16 protein-coding genes and 2 tRNA genes are annotated in these 19251 nt (G+C 60.7%); 11 read left to right on the forward strand and 7 right to left on the reverse strand.

Going from position 1 to position 19251, the window contains the following annotated elements:
- Window positions 1-30 precede the first annotated feature (30 nt).
- A complete protein-coding gene (locus tag P9875_RS10625; protein WP_278318346.1) occupies window positions 31-2460 on the reverse strand; it encodes a membrane-bound PQQ-dependent dehydrogenase, glucose/quinate/shikimate family in 2430 nt (809 codons plus the stop codon).
- Window positions 2461-3071: 611 nt separating this feature from the next.
- Here P9875_RS10625 and ppa point away from each other — a divergent pair.
- Window positions 3072-3614: an inorganic diphosphatase gene (ppa, locus tag P9875_RS10630; RefSeq protein WP_035826464.1), complete on the forward strand. Its 543-nt coding sequence runs from the start codon at window positions 3072-3074 to the stop codon at window positions 3612-3614.
- Window positions 3615-3667: 53 nt separating this feature from the next.
- Here ppa and P9875_RS10635 read toward each other — a convergent pair whose 3' ends face one another.
- A complete protein-coding gene (locus tag P9875_RS10635) occupies window positions 3668-4801 on the reverse strand; it encodes a GNAT family N-acetyltransferase (RefSeq protein WP_278318813.1) in 1134 nt (377 codons plus the stop codon).
- Window positions 4802-4892: 91 nt separating this feature from the next.
- Between P9875_RS10635 and P9875_RS10640 the strand changes: the two genes are divergently transcribed.
- Together P9875_RS10640 and P9875_RS10645 are read left to right on the forward strand one after the other, a co-directional pair.
- Complete coding sequence (locus tag P9875_RS10640; RefSeq protein WP_278318347.1) at window positions 4893-6509, forward strand: NAD+ synthase; 1617 nt, start codon at window positions 4893-4895, stop codon at window positions 6507-6509.
- 41 nt (window positions 6510-6550) lie between these two features.
- A complete protein-coding gene (locus tag P9875_RS10645; protein WP_034758685.1) occupies window positions 6551-6889 on the forward strand; it encodes a P-II family nitrogen regulator in 339 nt (112 codons plus the stop codon).
- 143 nt (window positions 6890-7032) lie between these two features.
- Here the strand turns inward: P9875_RS10645 and P9875_RS10650 are convergent, their stop codons facing one another.
- From P9875_RS10650 to trxB, 3 genes are all read right to left on the reverse strand, one after another.
- Entirely contained in the window at window positions 7033-7662 is a 630-nt protein-coding gene (locus tag P9875_RS10650; protein ID WP_034758680.1) for a trimeric intracellular cation channel family protein, read from the reverse strand.
- Between the two features lie 135 nt (window positions 7663-7797).
- Window positions 7798-8472 (reverse strand): Smr/MutS family protein, encoded by a 675-nt coding sequence (locus tag P9875_RS10655; RefSeq protein ID WP_278318348.1) that lies wholly within the window; start codon window positions 8470-8472, stop codon window positions 7798-7800.
- Between the two features lie 7 nt (window positions 8473-8479).
- On the reverse strand, window positions 8480-9433 hold the full coding sequence (trxB, locus tag P9875_RS10660; protein WP_034758671.1) for a thioredoxin-disulfide reductase: 954 nt from the start codon (window positions 9431-9433) through the stop codon (window positions 8480-8482).
- A gap of 215 nt (window positions 9434-9648) precedes the next feature.
- Between trxB and P9875_RS10665 the strand changes: the two genes are divergently transcribed.
- From P9875_RS10665 to P9875_RS10675, 3 genes are all read left to right on the forward strand, one after another.
- Window positions 9649-12009 carry a DNA translocase FtsK gene (locus P9875_RS10665; protein ID WP_035826472.1) on the forward strand — a complete coding sequence of 787 codons (2361 nt, stop codon included), beginning with the start codon at window positions 9649-9651 and terminating at the stop codon, window positions 12007-12009.
- Between the two features lie 31 nt (window positions 12010-12040).
- Window positions 12041-12670 carry an outer membrane lipoprotein chaperone LolA gene (gene lolA / locus P9875_RS10670; protein WP_138829035.1) on the forward strand — a complete coding sequence of 210 codons (630 nt, stop codon included), beginning with the start codon at window positions 12041-12043 and terminating at the stop codon, window positions 12668-12670.
- 71 nt (window positions 12671-12741) lie between these two features.
- Window positions 12742-14049 carry a replication-associated recombination protein A gene (locus tag P9875_RS10675; RefSeq protein ID WP_099402655.1) on the forward strand — a complete coding sequence of 436 codons (1308 nt, stop codon included), beginning with the start codon at window positions 12742-12744 and terminating at the stop codon, window positions 14047-14049.
- A 2-nt stretch (window positions 14050-14051) separates the two neighbouring features.
- On the opposite strand, the gene P9875_RS10680 is transcribed toward P9875_RS10675, so the two are convergent.
- Together P9875_RS10680 and P9875_RS10685 are read right to left on the reverse strand one after the other, a co-directional pair.
- On the reverse strand, window positions 14052-14789 hold the full coding sequence (locus tag P9875_RS10680) for an NAD-dependent epimerase/dehydratase family protein (protein ID WP_278318349.1): 738 nt from the start codon (window positions 14787-14789) through the stop codon (window positions 14052-14054).
- On the reverse strand, window positions 14786-15076 hold the full coding sequence (locus P9875_RS10685; protein WP_158301373.1) for a DUF2917 domain-containing protein: 291 nt from the start codon (window positions 15074-15076) through the stop codon (window positions 14786-14788). Before P9875_RS10685 ends, P9875_RS10680 begins: the two co-directional genes overlap by 4 nt.
- 180 nt (window positions 15077-15256) lie before the next feature.
- On the opposite strand from P9875_RS10685, the gene P9875_RS10690 reads away from it, so the two are divergent.
- From P9875_RS10690 to P9875_RS10710, 5 genes are all read left to right on the forward strand, one after another.
- On the forward strand, window positions 15257-16678 hold the full coding sequence (locus P9875_RS10690) for a PLP-dependent aminotransferase family protein (protein ID WP_035828921.1): 1422 nt from the start codon (window positions 15257-15259) through the stop codon (window positions 16676-16678).
- A 276-nt stretch (window positions 16679-16954) separates the two neighbouring features.
- Complete coding sequence (locus tag P9875_RS10695; RefSeq protein WP_034786145.1) at window positions 16955-17158, forward strand: hypothetical protein; 204 nt, start codon at window positions 16955-16957, stop codon at window positions 17156-17158.
- A 147-nt stretch (window positions 17159-17305) separates the two neighbouring features.
- Entirely contained in the window at window positions 17306-18595 is a 1290-nt protein-coding gene (gene serS, locus P9875_RS10700) for a serine--tRNA ligase (protein ID WP_278318350.1), read from the forward strand.
- A 77-nt stretch (window positions 18596-18672) separates the two neighbouring features.
- Window positions 18673-18762: transfer RNA gene (locus tag P9875_RS10705), tRNA-Ser, on the forward strand.
- Between the two features lie 257 nt (window positions 18763-19019).
- A tRNA-Ser gene (locus P9875_RS10710) sits at window positions 19020-19109 on the forward strand.
- The last annotated feature ends 142 nt before the right edge of the window (window positions 19110-19251 follow it).

Below are 19251 nucleotides of genomic sequence, written 5' to 3' on the forward strand. Positions count from 1 at the left end.
GGCTTTTTTTTGCGCTGCTACTTTGCTACTTTACTTCTTCGGTACTGATGCAGTGCCTTCCGGCAAGGCATATGCGACCAAGGTGTCGCTCATCTTCGTGCCCAGCGAACCGTGGCCGCCGGCCATGACGACGACGAACTGGCGTCCCGACTTGTTCGACACATAGCTCATCGGCGTAGCCTGGCCGCCGGCTGGCAAGCGGGCTTTCCAGATGACTTTACCGTTGCTGACGTCGTAGCCGCGGATGTAGTAGTCGAGCGTGCTGCTGAGGAAGGTCACGCCGCCACCCGTGGTGACCATGCCGCCCAGGCTAGGGACGCCCAGTGGCAATGGAATCGGCACGGGACCGCTGTCGCGCGTGGTGCCGTTCTTGTGCATCCACACTTTTTTCATGGTGCGCAGGTCGACGGCGGCCACATAGCCCCACGGCGGTGCCTGGCATGGGAAGCCCAGCGGCGACAAAAAGGCCTTGATTTCCACGGCGAACGGGACGCCCGTCTGCGGCTGCAAGCCCATTTCGCCACCGGTGCCACCCTTGGCCGTCGTTTCGGCGCGCGGCACGAGTTTTTCCAGGAAGCCCATGTAGTCAGGGTTGACGATCAACAACTGGCGCACGGGGTCGATGGCCGCGCCACCCCATTCGAAGATGCCGAGCGGGCCAGGGGAGATGACGGCGCCCTTGCCAGCCGTTTGCGGCGTGAACGGGCCTTCATAGCGGCGTTCCTTGAAGATGATGCGGCAGGCGAGCTGGTCGAACGGCGTCGTGCCCCACATGTCCGCTTCGCTGATATTGCGCTCAGGTAAGAAGGTCAGGGCAGAGAACGGCTGCGTGGGCGACAGGGTGTCGCCAGCGGCAGGATTGCTCGTCGGCACGGGTTTTTCCGGCGCCGGCACGACCAGGCTGCCGTCGCGGCGGTCGATCACATAGATGTCGCCGCGCTTGGTGGTGGCGACCACGGATGGGATTTTGCCTTTCGGCGTGTCGATGTCGACCAGCGACGGCTGGCCGCCGATGTCCATGTCCCAGATATCGTGGTGCACGGTCTGGTACACCCAGCGCACTTTGCCGGTCGCCAGGTCCAGCGCGACGATGGCGCTGTTGAATTTCTCGCCATTCTTGTTGCGGTTGCCGCCCCAGGTATCGGGGGTTTCATTGCCCATCGGAATGTAGACCATGCCCAGCTTTTCATCGATGCTGGCCACGCCCCAGGAATTGGGCGAGTTGTTGGTGTAGTTCTTGCCTTCAGGGAAAGGCGCCGTATCTTCCGGCATGGCCGGGTCCCAGTTCCACATCAGCTTGCCGGTGACGGGATCGTAGCCGCGGATCACGCCCGATGGCTCTTCCGTCGAATGGTTGTCCGTCACGCTGGCGGCGATCACGGCCATTTTCTGCGATACGGCCGGCGGCGAAGTCGGCATCAGGAAACCGCGCTTGATCATGGCCATGTTTTTATACAGGTTGACGACGCCGTTGTTGCCAAAGCTCTTGCACGACTCGCCCGTATCGGCGTTGACGGCGATCATGGTGCCATCCATGGTGGGCGCCAGTATGCGGCGCGGGCATTCCATGCTGGCAGCTTCGGGGGCTGGATTGTTCTTCGCGCGGCCCGCGTTCACGTCCCAGTAGGCCACGCCGCGGCAGATCATGTGCTGGTAGCTGGCCGCATCGCGGTTGATCTTCGGATCGTGGCGCCAGATTTCCTTGCCCGTGTCCGGGTTCAGGGCGATGACGATGTTGTGCGGCGTGCACAGGTACAGCATGTCATTGACCTTCAGCGGCGTGACTTCGTTGGCGATCTCGCCCGGGTCGTTCGGACCCTTGAAGTCGCCCGTATGATAGGTCCAGGCTTCTTTCAAGCCGGAAATATTTGCCGGGGTGATTTGCGCGGCCGGGGCATAGCGGTCGCCATAGCCGGAGCGGCCATAGGCGGACCAGTCGTTGTGCTCGACGCCGGGCGCCAGGTCGCCGGTGGCGGTGGCGGCCATGTTTTCGGCTGGCACCTCGCCATGCAGGTCATGGTAGTCCTGGAACAGGGCGATGACGCCGGCGATGACGGTCAGGGCCACGGCGGCGGAGAGCGCCGTCTTGCCCGCTTGCCCTTGTTTCGCCGCGGCGGCTGGCGCCAGGCGGCGGTTGACGAAGGGCAGCAGCAGCCAGACGGCGGCGGCAAACCAGATGTCCAGGCGCGGCAGCAATTGCCACCAGTCGAACTTCACTTCAATGAGGGACCAGATCAGGGTGGCGAGCAGCAGGAAGGCCATGAACGGCTGCGCGCTGCGCTTGCCTTTGAAGACGAGCACGCCTGCGATCAGCATGCCTATGCCGGCCAGCAAGTAGTACCAGGAGCCGCCAAGCGATGCCAGCCAGATGCCGCCGCCCAGCAGGGCGAGGCCAAACAGAATGAAAATAACGCCGGTGACCTTTAATAAAGGCCCGGACCGGAAAGAGGGAATCATCATATTCCTTTTTGCAAGGATTTATCGGTGGCGCGTGATGCGCCATATTGAATCTAGCGAAGGCTTTGTTTGCAGAGTATGCGAAGTTTTGGAAACACCAGAATGTGACAGTTTATCAGAATTGATGATTGTCTTCTGGTCGCGCCGTTTTTTGGCAGGGCCGCCATTTGAATAAATAAATGCTTCAAATAAGCGCAAATATTATGCTGGAAGAGGAAATTCCCGGGCTGGAGTAGTGTGTTGAAGCGGCGGCGTCGTCATGCGCCCGCATTGCGGGGAGAATAAGATTGACGCTGTTGTTATAAGTGGCTGCATAAAATGCAATATCAAATATAATAACCATGTTTGCCGCATGGTGATATTGAAATGAAAATAGGCGGACATTGACGGTATTAACTCGGGACTGACCGTAGTAATGCTTAAGTGTTTCTACTTATTATTTTCGGTGGCCTGTTTATTGTCCCGGTGGCAGGCTGCGGGGTTCAGTGAGCCGGGCGCGCCACTGTTGCTGGCAGGACGCGCAAAACGCCGGCGGGCCGCTGCTGCATCGCACAAGCGGCCTGTACTTCGCTATAATTGCGCGGTTAAAACACCACCCGCTAATGAGGAATCCCATGAGTTTGAATAACGTCTCTTCCGGCCGCGACCTGCCGAACGATTTCAACGTCGTCATCGAAATCCCGATGAATGCCGATCCGATCAAGTACGAAGTCGACAAGGAAAGCGGCGCGATCTTCGTCGATCGCTTCATGGGTACCGCCATGCATTACCCGTGCAACTACGGCTACGTGCCAAACACCCTGTCGCCGGACGGCGACCCGGTTGACGTGCTGGTCATCACCCCGTTCCCGCTGATCCCGGGCGTGGTCGTGCGCTGCCGTCCTATCGGCGTGCTGAAAATGACCGACGAGTCGGGCGAAGACGCGAAAGTGCTGGCCGTGCCAGTCGACAAGGTTCTGTCGATCTACAGCCACTGGCAAAAGCCGGAAGATCTGAACGAACTGCGCTTGCGCCAGATCCAGCATTTCTTTGAGCACTACAAAGATCTGGAAAAAGGCAAATGGGTCAAGATCGACGGCTGGTATGGTCCGGAAATCGCCAAGGAAGAAATCCTGAACGGCGTCGCCGCGTTCAAGGCCGATGCCGCCAAAGCCTAAGTACACGCAGTAAAATAAAACGCTCCCCGCCAGTCATGGCCGGGAGCGTTTTTTTATGCGCGAAACGGGCTGTGCTCGTTCAATTCATCGAGATAGGCGTCGATGCCGCCCCGTTCGCGCTCGAGGAAGCGCTGCACGGCGTCCGCGAAGGCCGGGTGCGCCAGCCAGTGGGCGGACCAGGTCTTTTGCGGCAGGAAGCCGCGCGCCATCTTGTGCTCGCCTTGCGCGCCCCCTTCGAAGGTGGCGATGCCGTTGGCGATGCAAAACTCCAGCGGCTGGTAATACGCCGTCTCGAAATGCAGGCAGGGCACGTGCTCGAGCGCGCCCCAGTAGCGGCCATATAAAGTGTCCGCCGTGTGTATCACCAGCGAGGCGGCAATGGCCCGCCCTTCGCGCTCGGCGATCACGAGCAAGATGTTTTGCTGCATGCTGGCACCGATGCGCTGGAAGAACTCCAGGCTTAAGTACGGCGACGAGCGGTGTTCCGCATAGGTATTGCTGTAGCAGCGGTGGAACAGCTGCCAGTCCGCGTCCGTCGTTTCCGTCCCGCGTACCTGGCGCAGGGTGACGCCCGCGTCAATCACCTTGCGCCGCTCGGCGCGGATATTCTTGCGCTTCTTGTGTTCCAGGGTGGCGAGGAATTGCTCGAAATCCGTGTAGCCGGGATTGAGCCAGTGAAACTGCACGCCACTACGCATCAGGTAGCCAGCTTCCTCCAACTGGCGCGCTTCGCTTTCTGGAGGGAACAGGATGTGGCAGGACGACACGTCGGCCGCTTGCTGCTGTGCCTGCAGAAAGGCCAGCAGTGCGGCGCGCGCCTCGCCATCGCGGGCCAGCAGGCGCGTGCCGCTCACGGGCGTAAATGGGATCGCCGACAACAGTTTCGGGTAATATTCGAGACCATGTTGCCGATACGCGTCGGCCCAGGCCCAGTCGAACACGTATTCGCCATACGAGTGCATTTTGAGGTACAGGGGCAGGGCGGCGGCCAGCACCTCGCCTTGCCACAGCACCAGGTAATTCGGCTGCCAGCCCGTGTCCGCGCTGGCGCAGCCGGACTCGTGCAGCGCGTGCAAAAAGGCGTAGGAAAGGAAGGGAGTGGCCTCCGCCTGGCTTGCCAGCAGTTCGGACCAGGCCGCTTCGCCAATTTCAGCCAGGGTAGTGACGATAGCCGTGCGATAATTCATTGTTGTAGTGTGCATTCATCACTCTCGGGGCGCCGCCACCGGCCTGCGCGCCCCTGTCTTGTTTAATAGAACGAAAATATCCATCATCATCATGACAGTCAAAGTCGCAATTGCTCAAATGAATAGTACGGTCGGCGATCTGGCCGGCAACCGTGCCAAGATCTTCGACCTTTCCCGCCGTGCATTTGAAGCGGGCGCCGATATCGTGCTCACGCCGGAACTGTCGCTGGTCGGCTATCCACCCGAGGACTTATTGCTGCGCAATGCATTCTACGCAAAAACGCAGGAAGCGTTTGCGGGACTGGCTGCCGACCTGGCCCAGTTCACCGATTTGCACGTGGTGGTGGGCTTGCCCCTGCAGGACGAGAAGGGCGTGCGCCACAATGCCGCCTCCGTGCTGCTGAACGGCGAAGTGCTGGGCACCTACCGCAAGCACGATTTGCCGAACACGACTGTATTCGATGAAAAGCGTTATTTCACGTCGTCGGACCAGGCTTTCGTCTTCGGCGTAAAAGGCGTGCGTTTCGGCATCAATATCTGCGAAGACACGTGGTTCGAGCATGCACCTGCGCGCGCCCGCGCGGCCGGCGCGCAAGTGCTGCTGGTGCCGAACGGCTCGCCCTACCACATGAACAAGCAGCATCTGCGCTATGAAACCATGCGCAAGAATGTCAGCGCGCAAGGCATGGCCCTGGTGTACGCCAACCTGGTCGGCGGCCAGGATGAACTGATTTTCGACGGCGACTCGTTTGTCATGGATGCGGCCGGCACGATTTGCGCCCAGCTGCGCCACTTCGAGGAAGACTTGCAACTGGTCGAGTTCGACGGCGCCTCGCCCGTGCCGCAGCCGCTGGCCACGCCATTGACCACCGAAGCGCAGGTGTACCAGGCGCTGGTGCTGGGCGTGCGCGACTATATCGGCAAGAACGGTTTCCCTGGTGTGCTGATCGGCATGTCGGGCGGCGTCGATTCCGCGCTGACGCTGGCCATCGCCGTCGATGCGCTGGGCGCCGACAAGGTGCGCGCCGTGATGATGCCGTCGCAATTTACGGCCGATATCTCGTGGATCGATTCGCGCGACATGGTAAAACGCCTCAATGTGCGCTACGATGAAATTCCGATCAAGCAAACCTTCGACGCCTTCCGCGCCACCCTGGCCGGCGAGTTCGCGGGGCTGGCGGAAGACGCGACGGAAGAGAACATCCAGGCGCGCATCCGCGGCACCTTGCTGATGGCCCTGTCGAACAAGCATGGCAGCATCGTCTTGACGACGGGCAACAAGAGCGAGATGGCGGTCGGTTATTGCACCCTGTACGGCGACATGGCGGGCGGCTTTGCCGTGATCAAGGATATTGCCAAGACGCTCGTGTACCGTTTGTGTGCGTACCGCAACAGCATCTCAAGCGTGATCCCCGAGCGCATCCTGACGCGCGGACCGTCGGCCGAATTGCGCGCCGACCAGCTGGACCAGGATTCCTTGCCAGCGTATGAAATACTCGATGGCATCATGCAGATGTATATGGAAGAAAACCGGCCGATCGCCGACATTATCGAGGCAGGCTACCCGCCGGCCGACGTGGCGAAAATCACGCGCCTGATCAAGATCAATGAATACAAGCGGCGCCAGTCGCCGGTGGGCATCCGCGTCACGCACCGTGGCTTCGGCCGCGACTGGCGCTACCCCATTACGTCGAAGTTCTACGAATAAGCAGCCATCTGTCCACAATCCAACAATTTTAAGGAGTAGCCATGAAACAGATTACCGCCATCATCAAACCATTCAAGCTCGACGAAGTACGCGAGGCGCTGGCCGATGTGAACGTGACGGGCTTGACCGTGACGGAAGTGAAGGGCTTTGGCCGCCAGAAGGGGCATACCGAGCTGTACCGTGGCGCCGAGTACGTGGTCGACTTCTTGCCGAAAGTCAAAGTCGAGGTGGTGGTGGACGACAGCGTGTCGGAACTGGTGGTCGACGCCATCATCAAGGCAGCTCGCACGGGCAAGATCGGCGACGGCAAGATCTTCGTGCGCGATGTGGAGCAAGTCATCCGCATCCGTACCGGTGAGACGGGTCCGGACGCGGTGTAAGACTGGGTCAATAATGTTGTCGGATTACGGCTCTTTGAGCCTGATCCGACCTACGCGATGTATCGCTTATCTGGCCGTAGGTCGGCTTAGCGCGCCAGCGCGTAAGCCGACATGCTCCGCCAACAATGTTGCCGCTTGGCGCTTCAGCGCCCCAGCCGCATATCGAATTTCCAGCATATCAGGCGCAGAATCGTGATGCCGCTGGCGCTGGTCCACAGCGCGAAGTCGTGCTCGGCGCCGAAGTGCATCTGCAATAAATAAGCCCAGCAGCCGAAAAATGCGCAGATCGCGTACGGTTTGCCGTCGCGGAACACCATCGGCACTTCGTTGCAGACGATGTCGCGCATCACGCCGCCAAAAATTCCCGTAATCACCCCCATCATCGACGCGATGAAGAGCGGCATGCCGGCGCGCGTCGCTTCGGCCACGCCCGCGATGGCGAACATGCCCAGGCCGATGGCGTCGGCGATGACGATCAGGCGTTCCGAGACGATCTGGCGCAAGTGCTGGATCAGGGGCGCGGCCGTCAGGGCCAGCACGAAGATGAGGATCGCGTATTCCTGGTGCGAAACCCAGAACAAAGGCCGCTTGTCGAGCAGGATGTCGCGCAAAGTCCCCCCGCCGAATGCCGTGATGAACGCCACGACGAACACGCCGACCAGGTCCATGCGCTTGCGGCGCGCTTCGATGAAGCCGGAAAACGCGCCCACCAGGATGGCGATGACCTCAATGATCTTGATCAGCGAGCCAGGCGGCAATTGGGGTGGCATCATGGGTGGAGCGCGTGCACGAGACGCTAAGCAGGAAATAATTGTCACAGGTTAACATGACACGGCCCCGAATGGTGACAAACGGGGCCGTGTGCGAGAGCTAACTTGTTACTGAATTGTAATTTCTTGCTGCTGTGCTCAGCGGATGGGCTGCAGGGCGGAAGAAAGCAATACGACCAGCGCGCCATCGCCCCCTTCGGAGCGGCGCGCCTGGCAAAAGGCGATGACTTCATCCTTTTGCACGAGCCAGCTGTGCACCATCGATTTCAAGACCGGTTCCTGGCCTTTCGAGCCAAAACCCTTGCCGTGGATGACGCGCACGCAACGCAGCTTGCGCCGCGTCGCCTGGTTCAGGAAGGCGCCGATGCCGTCGCGTGCCTCGTCGCGGCGCAAGCCGTGCAAGTCCAGCTCATCCTGGATGGGCCAGTGGCCCTTGCGCATCTTCTTGACCACGTCCGTTCCCACGCCGGGGCGGGCGTAGTTCAGGGCCGGATCGTTTTCCAGGTAATGGTCGACTTCGAACAAGTCCGACAGCGATTCGCGCAACACGGCCGCATCGTCCTCTTCCGGAGACAATTTGCGCGCCGGCTGCTGGGCCGCCATGGCGCCCGCCTTGGGCAGGCTGGGCACGTAGCGGTCCGACTCGGGCAGGCGCTTGACGCCGCCGATGCTGGCCTTGAACAGATTGCTCTCCACGGCCTGCACCTTGACCTGCTGGGCGCGCTTAGCGGCGGCTTGCGCGCGCGCATCGGCCTGCTCCTTGAGCTGCTTGCTGACCGCTTTCAGGTCGGCAAAGTCTTTCATCGACGCCATGCGACGCTTACTCCTGGCCTTCCAGGTAGCGCTGGGCATCCAGTGCTGCCATGCAACCCGTGCCGGCGCTGGTGATGGCCTGGCGGTAGATATGGTCTTGCACGTCGCCGGCGGCGAACACGCCCGGTGCGCTGGTGGCGGTGGCCATGCCTTCCAGGCCCGTCTTGGTCTTGATGTAGCCGTTGTGCATGTCCAGCTGGCCTTCGAAGATGCCCGTGTTCGGCTTGTGGCCGATGGCGATGAACACGCCGTGCACGGAGAGCGCTTCAACCTTGCCGTCGATGGTCGACTTGATGTTCAGGCCCGTCACGCCGCCTTCGTTGCCCGTCACTTCATCCAGAGTGTGGTTATATTTCAACACAATCTTGCCCTCGGCAACCTTGGCGTTCAGGCGGTCGATCAAAATCGCTTCCGCGCGGAACTTGTCGCGGCGGTGGATCAGGGTGACTTTATTGGCGATGTTCGACAGGTACAGCGCTTCTTCGACGGCCGTGTTGCCGCCGCCGACGACGGCCACTTCCTGGTTGCGGTAGAAGAAGCCATCGCAGGTGGCGCAGGCGGATACGCCCTTGCCCATGAATTCCGCTTCCGATGGCAGGCCCAGGTATTGCGCGGATGCGCCCGTGGCGATGATCAAGGTGTCGCACGTGTATTCGTGGCTGTCGCCCTTCAGGCGGATCGGCTTTTCATTGAGGAAAGTAGTGTGGATGTGGTCAAACACGATTTCCGTATTGAAACGCTCGGCGTGCTGCAGCAAGCGCTGCATCAGGTCCGGGCCTTGCACGCCCATCGGGTCGCCTGGCCAGTTTTCCACGTCGGTGGTGGTCATCAACTGGCCGCCCTGTTCCACGCCGGTGACCAGCATCGGGTTCAGGTTGGCGCGGGCGGCGTAGACGGCGGCGCTGTAGCCGGCTGGGCCGGAGCCGAGGATCAAAACGCGGGCGTGTTTGGTAGTGGTCATGGGAAGCTTCTCTATGAGTGGGGTCTATCCGAATTGGGGGCATACGCGCGAAGAACAAGGACGTATTGCGCTTGCGCAAGCAATCCACGATTATAGACCAAGCCGCCTGTAGCGACGAATCGTGGGGCCGTCCGGGGCATATATGGCTTAGAATACTTCCTTATTATGGGAAATTCCCTTTCAGAAACATTTATCACCTTGCAGCGCTTCCCAGAATGACTAAACCAGCCCAGGCCAATCAAAATAGCTACACCCGAAAACCGGTCGAACGCCGGCCCCTGCCCAACCGGCTGGTGCGGCTGCTGTCCGAAGCGCGCTGGTTCGCGCTGGCCGCGTTTGCCCTGTATTTCGTGCTGATACTGGCCAGCTTCAACAAGCTCGACCCTGGCTGGTCGCACGCCACCAACGTCGACAAGGTCGCCAACCTGGGCGGCAAGCTCGGTGCGACCTTCTCCGATCTGTTGCTGTATATCTTCGGTTTTTCCGCCTGGTGGTGGTGCGTGTGGCTGCTGCGCACGGTGTGGCATGGCTATCGCCGCCTGAGTAAGCGCTTCCTGCTGGAGGAGGAAGAGGTGGAGCGCGAGCACCACGTCGAGATGCTGATCCGCATCGTCGGCTTCTCCATCATGCTGATCGGCAGCATGGGCCTGGAATACCTGCGCATGGCGAAAAGCCTGCACGTGCAGCTGCCGCGCGATCCGGGCGGCGTGCTGGGCCAGTTGGTGGGCCATTCGGCCCACGTGGCCTTCGGCTTCACGGGCGCGACCTTGCTGCTGTTGCTGCTGTTCGGCCTGGGCTTTTCCCTGTTCTTCCATGTGTCGTGGTTGCAAGTGGCCGAGCGCATCGGCGGCGCCATCGAAGACGCCTTCAACTGGTTCGTGCTGCGCTACCAGGACCGCGAAGACCGCCGCCAGGGCGAAGTGGCTGCCGTGCGCCGCGACGAAGTCGTGGTCATCGAGCGGGCCAAGCATGTGGAAAAACATGTGGCCGCGCCGCCCGTCAAGATCGAGCCGCAAGTGGTCACTGTAGTGAAATCCGAGCGCGTGGAAAAGGAGCGCCAGGCGCATCTGTTTGAAACCCCCGGCGACGGCAAGCTGCCGCCGCTGTCCCTGCTCGATGAAGCGCCACCCGTGGTGGAAACGGTGTCCGTGGAAACCCTGGAATTCACGAGCCGCCTGATCGAAAAGAAATTATCGGACTTTGGCGTGGATGCCAAGGTAGTGGCCGCTTACCCCGGCCCTGTGGTGACGCGCTATGAAATCGAGCCGGCCACGGGCGTCAAAGGCAGCCAGATCGTCGGCCTGGCGCGCGACCTGGCCCGTTCACTGTCGCTGACTTCCATCCGTGTGGTGGAAACCATTCCCGGCAAGAATTACATGGCCTTGGAGCTGCCGAACAGCAAGCGCCAGATCGTGCGCCTGACGGAAATCCTCGGCTCCAAGGTCTACAACGATGGCGTATCCAGCCTGACGATTGCGCTGGGCAAGGATATTGCCGGCAAGCCCGTCGTGGCCGACCTGGCCAAGATGCCCCATTTGCTGGTGGCCGGTACTACCGGTTCCGGTAAATCCGTGGGCATCAATGCGACGATTTTGTCGCTGCTGTACAAATCCGACCCGCTCGACGTACGGCTGATTTTGATCGATCCGAAGATGCTGGAAATGTCCGTCTACGAAGGCATTCCCCACTTGCTGGCGCCCGTCGTGACCGACATGCGCCAGGCCGGCCACGCGCTGAACTGGGCCGTGAACGAGATGGAACGCCGCTACAAGCTGATGAGCAAGATGGGCGTGCGCAACCTGGCCGGCTACAACGCGAAGATTGCTGACGCGAAAAAGCGCGAAGAACACATCCCGAATCCGTTCAGCCTGACGCCGGATTCGCCCGAGCCGCTCGATAAACTGCCGACCATCGTCATCATCATCGACGAGCTGGCCGATTTGATGATGGTGGTGGGCAAAAAAGTCGAGGAATTGATCGCGCGTATCGCGCAAAAGGCGCGCGCCGCCGGTTTGCACTTGATTCTGGCCACGCAGCGCCCATCTGTAGACGTGATCACGGGCTTGATCAAGGCGAATATCCCGACGCGTATCGCCTTCCAGGTCTCGTCGAAGATCGACTCGCGCACCATTCTCGACCAGATGGGCGCGGAAACCCTGCTGGGCATGGGCGACATGCTGTACATGCCGCCCGGCACCGGTTTGCCGATGCGCGTGCACGGCGCGTTCGTGTCGGATGAAGAAGTGCACAGGGTCGTCAGCCATTTGAAGCTGCAGGGCGAACCGAATTACATCGAGGGCATCCTCGAAGGCGGCACCCTGGAAGGCGATGGCGCCGAAGGCGGTGCGCCGGGCGAGGGCGGCGGCGAGGCCGATGCCCTGTACGACCAGGCGGTGGCGGTGGTGCTGAAAAACCGCCGCGCCTCGATTTCGCTGGTGCAGCGTCATTTGCGCATCGGCTATAACCGCGCCGCCCGTCTGCTCGAGCAGATGGAGCAGAGCGGGGTGGTATCAACCATGCAATCCAATGGCAATCGGGAAATCCTGGTGCCGGCGGCAAGTGCCGAACAAGGGTAACGGAATGAAAAGCAATACTTTTGCAGCAAAAATGATGATCGGCGCGGCCAGCGTTGCCTGCAGCCTGCTGTTCGCGGCCAGCGCCTCGGCCAGCGCGTTGGAACAGTTCAAGAGCTTTGCGGCCGGCACCAAGTCGGCCAAGGGCGAGTTCGTGCAGCGGCAAGTCAAGAAGGCTGACGCCAGCGGCAAGGCGAAAGTGTCGACACCGGCCAGTGGCACGTTCGAGTTTGCCCGTCCGGGCAAGTTCATCTGGACGTACTTGAAGCCGTACGAGCAGCTGCTGCAAGCCGATGGCGACAAACTGTATATCTACGACAAGGACCTGAGCCAGGTAACGGTCAAGAAACTGGGCGACGCGCTCGGTTCCTCGCCAGCAGCCATCCTGTTCGGCAGCAACGACCTGGAAAAGAATTTCACCCTGGCTGAAGCGGGCACGCGCGATGGCCTGGAATGGCTGAAAGCGACGCCGAAAGCCAAGGACACGACCTTCGACGAAATCACCATCGGCCTGCGCAATGGCGTGCCGGAAGCGATGGAATTGCGCGATTCGTTCGGGCAGACGTCGGTGCTGGCGTTCAAGAATTTCCAGAAGAATCCGGCGCTGGCCGCGAACCATTTCAAATTCGTGATGCCAAAAGGCGCGGACGTCATTAATAACTGATTGTTGACGTCTTGCTGTTGACCAGCCTCGCAGCAATGCGGGGCTTTTGCATTCTTATTAGGTAACTCATTATGGCGGATCTCTTTTCCACCGCACCGCGCCAGCCGCTGGCCGAAGCCTTGCGGCCGGCCACCCTCAACGAAGTCATCGGCCAAACGCACCTGCTGGGCGTGGGCAAGCCGCTGCGCCTCGCGTTCGAGGCGGGCAAGGCCCACTCGATGATCTTGTGGGGGCCGCCCGGCGTGGGCAAGACCACCCTGGCGCGCCTGATGGCGAATGCCTTCGACAGTGAATTCATCGCCTTGTCGGCAGTGTTTGCCGGTGTAAAAGATATCCGCGCAGCCATGGACCAGGCGCGTCACAGCCTGGACCAGTTCGGCAAGCACACCTTGCTGTTCGTCGACGAGATTCACAGGTTTAATAAATCGCAGCAGGACGCCTTGCTGCCCTTCGTTGAATCGGGCCTGGTGACGTTCATCGGCGCGACGACGGAAAACCCCAGCTTTGAAGTCAATTCGGCGCTGCTGTCGCGCGCGCAAGTGTATGTGTTGAAATCGCTCAACGAAGACGAGATGAAACAGTTGCTGGCCAAGGCGCAATCGACGGCCCTGACGCACTTGAGCTTTGATGAGGCGGCAGCCGATACTCTGATCGGCTATGCGGACGGCGATGCGCGGCGTTTCCTGAATTTGCTGGAACAGGCCGAGACGGCCGCCAGTTCGACGGGCACGACCAGGATCGACGCGGCCTTCGTCGATAATGCACTGACCTTGAATTCACGCCGTTTCGACAAGGGCGGCGACAATTTCTATGACCAGATTTCCGCGCTGCATAAATCCGTTCGGGGTTCGAACCCTGATGCGGCCCTGTACTGGTTTTGCCGCATGATCGACGGCGGCGCGGACCCGCGCTATCTGTCGCGGCGCATCGTGCGCATGGCCTGGGAAGATATCGGCCTGGCCGACCCCCGCGCCTTGACCATGGTCAATGACGCAGCGGAAACGTATGAGCGGCTCGGTTCGCCCGAAGGCGAGCTGGCGCTGGGCCAGGCCGTCATCTACCTGGCGATTGCCGCGAAAAGCAATGCCGGCTACAACGCCTTCAATACGGCCATGGCGTTTGTCAAGAAGGACAAGTCGAAGGAAGTGCCCGTGCACTTGCGCAATGCGCCGACGAAATTGATGAAGGAACTGGGCTACGGCCACGCTTACCGCTATGCGCACGACGAACCCGATGCGTATGCGGCTGGCGAAACCTACTTCCCGGACGGCATGGCGGAACCAGGCTGGTACCAGCCCGTGCCGCGCGGCCTGGAAAGTAAAATTGCCGATAAATTGGCCTGGCTGCGCGAGCTGGACAGGAAAGCAGGGAAGGGCTGAGGTTATAGCCCCAGCAGGGTAAAACCGTCGTCTTGCGGAGAGTAGCCGACCAGCTGGCGCGTCGCCGCAATCGACAGGCGCTTGTAGCGGTTGTCCGACACGCCATGCACGACATGGTAGCCGGCCGGCACGTCAGCAGTCACGCATCGGGCCAGCAGCTGCACCACGTCGCGCTCGCTGATGAAGGCGGCGATGTCGCGCGCGCTGTGCTCTTGCCCTGGCGCAAAGTTGGCCACGTTGGCGATGCGCACGGCGATTGCCGTCATGCCATGCTGGTGGGCGAACGCAGAAGCGACGCCTTCACCGAAGGCCTTGCTGGCGCCATACATGTTCGCCGGACGGGCCGGCATGTTTTCCTGCACTTGCACGTCCAGCGGATAGCCCTCGATGGCTTGCGCGCTGCTGGCAAACACCACTCTTTTCACGCCTTGCGCCTGTGCCGCGCGGAAGATGTTGTGCGTGCCGACAATGTTCGGCTGCAGCAATTGCGCATCGAAATCGGCGCCGGCGTGCGGCACGCCGGCCAGGTGCAACACCACATCGATATCGGCACAGGTGGCCAGGCAGGCCGCATAGTCGCTGACGTCGAGCTCGATGGATGGGCAGGGCGCTTCGGCCAGCTTGCCTGTGTGCAGGTCGGCCAGGCGCAGGGAGAATTCCCCGTGCCGGCGCTTCCAGAAAGCGGTGCCGATGATGCCGGCGGCGCCCGTGACGAGGACGCGCAGTGGTTCTTGGCTCATGTATTCCTTGTATTCAGTGTGTGAGGCAGTGCCAGGTGCAGCCAGCGCAGCAGGGTGGGCCGGGGTGTGGTTGTGCCATGCACGCGGATGTGTCCGCTGCCTACGGCTTCGACCAGCACCAGGCCGTCATTCGGTATCGTATAGCGTTCGCCGCTGCGCAGCACGCAATCCTCGAACTGGGCGTAGGCCGTGATCCACGCCGTGCCGGACAGGCATTCGATGACCCTGGCATGCGCTTTTTCCAGACGCAAGGGCCGTTCGCTGCGTAATTCATGGTCGGTATGCATGGCATCGCTCCTGTTTTGCTGACAGGAACAGCTTAGGCCCTTGCGGTGAAGCATGACAGATGCAGAAAAACGAAATTGTGATGCATACAGTGCCCCTTGCCGTACACTGTGCTTGTCAAAAAAATCGGCAACTGTATCTGTGCCGGCCCCGCGCGGCAGCCGCATACTGAAGGGATGAACATGAGCGCGCATTTGAATCTGTACGAGCACCTGGCCAACGAGCTGGGCGCGCTGATCGACTCGCGCGTGTTTGCGCCCGGCGACCGCCTGCCGTCGATCCGCCACCTGGCGCAGCAAAAGCGCATCTCCATCAGCACCGTGATGCAAGCCTTGCGCCTGATGGAAGACCGGGGGCAAGTCGATGCGCGGCCACAGTCCGGCTATTTCGTGCGCCACCGCGCGCCGCGCCGCCCGTGCAGCGCGGACGCGCAGCACTTGAAGGAGCCGGCCTTTGTTGGCATCAACAATCTGTTGATGCGCGTGCTGAAGGACAACGAGACGGCGAATATCGTGCAGCTGGGCACGGCCTGGCCGCCCGACGAGATCCTGCCGATCAAGCGCATGCAGCGCACCATCAGCGCCGTGGCGCGGCGCGAACCCGCGTTATTGAGCAAGGTCAGCTGTTACGACGTCAGCGAAGGCAATTTTTTGCGCCAGGTGACGCGCCGCGCGCTGGACTGGGGCAAGCTCGATCCGCACGAGATCGTCGTGACGAATTCCTGCACGGAAGCGATCAGCCTGTGCCTGCGCGCCGTCGCCAGGCCGGGAGACACCATCGCCATCGAGTCGGCCACGTATTTCGTGCTGCTGCAGATGATCGAAAGCCTGGGCATGAAGGCGCTGGAAATTCCCACCGACCCGAAGACGGGGCCGTCGCTCGACGCGCTGGAACTGGCCTTGCGCGCCGGCCTCGTGCAAGCCTGCCTGTTCGTGCCGAACGCAAATAATCCTTTGGGTTGCGTCATGCCGGAGGAAAACAAGAAGCGGCTGGCGGGGTTGCTGTCTGAATTCAATATTCCATTGGTGGAAGACGATGTCTATGGCGACCTGTGCTTTGCCCCGCAGCGGCCGTGGCCCGTGAAAGCCTACGATACGAGCGGCAATGTGTTGCTGTGCTCCTCGTTTTCCAAGGCGATTACCCCTGCGTCGCGCGTCGGTTACGTGCTGGCCGGGCGTTTCGCGCAGGAAGTGGCCTTGCTGAAAACCGTGTCGAGCGGCGCCACCAGCCATTTCTTCCAGGCCGTGCTGGCCGATTTTCTGGAAGGCAGCAGCTACGACCAGCAGCTGCGCAAGATGCGGCGCACCTTGGTGCAGCGTATCGCGCGCATGTCCGACGCCGTGGCGGCCAGCTTTCCGGCAGACTGCATGCTGTCCGAGCCGCAGGGCGGTTTCGTGCTGTGGGTGCAGATGCCGCCGCAAGTCGATGCGCTGGCCTTGCATGGCCCGGCCATCGCGGACGGCGTGGCGTATATGCCGGGCCAGCTGTTCTCGGCCTCGGGCAAGTTTGGCAATTATCTGCGCCTCAATTGCGGCAATGCATGGACGCCGCGCATCGAGCAGGCTATCAGCCGGTTAGGGCGTCTGGTCAAGGACGCCTTGTAGAACGCCTGTCAAAACCTACTGCGCGGCGCGCTTTGCGGCCTGCGATGCTCACCGTGCTCTAGCACGGTTGCGCTTCTTAGCCACAAATCACTGCCGCTCGCTACGGTTTTGTCAGGCGTTGTTCATTCCCTTGTTTTCCCTTCAGTCCCCGTTTTTCACCGTTCGCTCCCTGTTTTTCGCTGCTGGTCGCAAGCCGGTGGCGTTGTTCGTGGCCATTGGCTAAAGTACCACCATACCAGCAGCAGTCAACGAAACAAACCAACCAGGAGTCACATCATGAACGCACTGAAAAACATGGAAATCACCTTTGTCGCCGCCGCCATCATCGCCATCGGCGCCAGCTTCGCCACCGCCGGCGCGAATACCGTGGAAGTGAGCGCCAGCAGCACCGTGATCGCCCAGGCTGCCGACAGCACGATGCCCGTCGTTACCGTCAGCGCTCGCCGCCTGACCGCTGCCGAAAAAGCCGCCTTTATCTAAGCACTAAACTAAGCAGCAGCCGCAAAGCGGGCGCGAGTGCCCAGCCATGCCGCCATGACGATGGCCGGCCATGTGCAAAACTCCTAAAGAACTGAACGGGTCTTGGTACAATGAGTGCTTTCGATACATCGGCACCGCCATCCACCCATGATAGATATCCAACTTCTCCGTAAAGACATCGCCACCGTCGCAGAACGCCTGGCGACGCGCAAATTCCAGCTCGACGTGGCAGGTTTTACCGCCCTCGAAGCCGAACGCAAGGCGATCCAGACGCGCACCGAAGAGCTGCAGGGCAAGCGCAATGCGCTGTCCAAGCAAATCGGCATGCTGAAAGGCAAGGGGGAAGACACCTCGGCCGTGATGGCGCAAGTGGCTGGCCTGGGCGATGAACTGAAAGCCGATGAAACGGCCCTGACCCTGGTGCAAGCCAAGCTGAGCGATTTCATCATGGCCGTGCCGAACCTGCCGCATGAATCGTCGCCCCTGGGTACGGACGAGTCGGGCAATGTGGAAGTGCGCAAGGTCGGCACGCCACGCACGTTCGACTTTGAAGTCAAGGATCACGTCGACGTGGGCGCCCCGCTGGGCCTCGATTTCGAAGTGGCCACCAAGCTGACCGGTTCGCGCTTCTCCGTCATGAAGGGCGGCATCGCCCGCCTGCACCGCGCGCTGGCGCAATTCATGCTCAACACCCACGTGGACGAGCATGGCTACACGGAATGCTATACGCCGTACATGGTCAACGCCGATTCGCTGCGCGGCACGGGCCAGCTGCCGAAATTCGAAGCCGACCTGTTCTCGGTGAAAAAAGGCGGCGCGGAAGGCGAGGGCGAGACCTTCTACCTGATCCCTACCTCGGAAGTGTCGCTGACCAACATCGCGCGCGATGAAATCCTCGCGCTCGATCAACTGCCCCTGAAAATGACGGCCCATACGCCATGCTTCCGCTCGGAAGCGGGCAGCTATGGCCGCGACACGCGCGGCATGATCCGCCAGCACCAGTTCGATAAAGTCGAAATGGTGCAAGTGGTGCATCCGGACACCTCGTACCAGGTGCTGGACGAGATGGTCGGCCATGCGGAAGCCATCTTGCAACGCCTGGGCCTGCCATACCGCGTGATGTCGCTGTGCACGGGCGACATGGGTTTCGGCGCCACCAAGACCTTCGACCTGGAAGTGTGGCTGCCGGCGCAAAACACCTACCGCGAGATTTCGTCGCTGTCGAACTGCGAAGCCTTCCAGGCCCGCCGCATGCAAGCGCGTTTCCGCAACGCCGCCGGCAAGCCGGAACTGGCGCACACCCTGAACGGCTCCGGCCTGGCAGTGGGCCGCACCCTGGTGGCCGTGCTGGAAAACTACCAGCAAGCAGACGGCAGCGTCGAGATCCCGCCAGTGCTGCGCCCGTACATGGGCGGCCTGACGCATCTGACGGCTTAAAATAGTCCTTTTCTTTTCGCTGCGGGCTGCTATAATCTTGCCTTCCCGCAGCAATGCAGGAAAAGACCGCAGTAAATGGAGAGGTGGCAGAGTGGTCGAATGTACTTGACTCGAAATCAAGCGTACGTTAAATCGTACCGTGGGTTCGAATCCCACCCTCTCCGCCAGAACAAATAGAGAAAGCTCCCGCAAGGGAGCTTTTTTTATTTGTGGCGGCGGAAAGGAGTACGCCCCCTGCGGGGCGTACGCGTGGGATTCGAAGACGAGCGCGTACGCGCGCGAGGCTCCCCGAATCGTCCAAATGGTTTTTGCTTTTCAAAAGCAAGATCAGCAACAAACCCCTACCCAACCCAACAACACCCATGCTAAAATAGCGCCTCGTTCAAACCGGCACGCCAGTTTGAATGAATAGACCGCAGTAAACGGAGAGGTGGCAGAGTGGTCGAATGTACTTGACTCGAAATCAAGCGTACGTTAAATCGTACCGTGGGTTCGAATCCCACCCTCTCCGCCAGAATACATAGAAGAAGCTCCCGCAAGGGAGCTTTTTTTATACCCACCACATATGCAAGCCACCAGATCAAAGTCCAGGTAGAAAAACCGCCCAAAGCGCGCAGCGCAAGGCGTTTTTTCCTCCATTCAAGCTCCAATAACTA

The sequence above is a fragment of the Janthinobacterium rivuli genome (genome assembly GCF_029690045.1).
Lineage (GTDB): Bacteria > Pseudomonadota > Gammaproteobacteria > Burkholderiales > Burkholderiaceae_D > Janthinobacterium > Janthinobacterium rivuli.

Excerpts from the sequence above, each read along its gene's own strand:
- P9875_RS10645 (WP_034758685.1), top strand. The coding sequence starts at position 6,551 with ATGAAACAGATTACCGCCATCATCAAACCATTCAAGCTCGACGAAGTA.
- ppa (WP_035826464.1), top strand. The coding sequence starts at position 3,072 with ATGAGTTTGAATAACGTCTCTTCCGGCCGCGACCTGCCGAACGATTTC.
- P9875_RS10680 (WP_278318349.1), bottom strand. The coding sequence starts at position 14,789 with ATGAGCCAAGAACCACTGCGCGTCCTCGTCACGGGCGCCGCCGGCATC.
- P9875_RS10635 (WP_278318813.1), bottom strand. The coding sequence starts at position 4,801 with ATGAATTATCGCACGGCTATCGTCACTACCCTGGCTGAAATTGGCGAA.
- P9875_RS10655 (WP_278318348.1), bottom strand. The coding sequence starts at position 8,472 with ATGGCGTCGATGAAAGACTTTGCCGACCTGAAAGCGGTCAGCAAGCAG.
- P9875_RS10675 (WP_099402655.1), top strand. The coding sequence starts at position 12,742 with ATGGCGGATCTCTTTTCCACCGCACCGCGCCAGCCGCTGGCCGAAGCC.
- P9875_RS10685 (WP_158301373.1), bottom strand. The coding sequence starts at position 15,076 with ATGCATACCGACCATGAATTACGCAGCGAACGGCCCTTGCGTCTGGAA.
- P9875_RS10690 (WP_035828921.1), top strand. The coding sequence starts at position 15,257 with ATGAGCGCGCATTTGAATCTGTACGAGCACCTGGCCAACGAGCTGGGC.
- P9875_RS10665 (WP_035826472.1), top strand. The coding sequence starts at position 9,649 with ATGACTAAACCAGCCCAGGCCAATCAAAATAGCTACACCCGAAAACCG.
- serS (WP_278318350.1), top strand. The coding sequence starts at position 17,306 with ATGATAGATATCCAACTTCTCCGTAAAGACATCGCCACCGTCGCAGAA.
- trxB (WP_034758671.1), bottom strand. The coding sequence starts at position 9,433 with ATGACCACTACCAAACACGCCCGCGTTTTGATCCTCGGCTCCGGCCCA.
- P9875_RS10640 (WP_278318347.1), top strand. The coding sequence starts at position 4,893 with ATGACAGTCAAAGTCGCAATTGCTCAAATGAATAGTACGGTCGGCGAT.
- P9875_RS10625 (WP_278318346.1), bottom strand. The coding sequence starts at position 2,460 with ATGATGATTCCCTCTTTCCGGTCCGGGCCTTTATTAAAGGTCACCGGC.
- P9875_RS10650 (WP_034758680.1), bottom strand. The coding sequence starts at position 7,662 with ATGATGCCACCCCAATTGCCGCCTGGCTCGCTGATCAAGATCATTGAG.
- lolA (WP_138829035.1), top strand. The coding sequence starts at position 12,041 with ATGATGATCGGCGCGGCCAGCGTTGCCTGCAGCCTGCTGTTCGCGGCC.
- P9875_RS10695 (WP_034786145.1), top strand. The coding sequence starts at position 16,955 with ATGAACGCACTGAAAAACATGGAAATCACCTTTGTCGCCGCCGCCATC.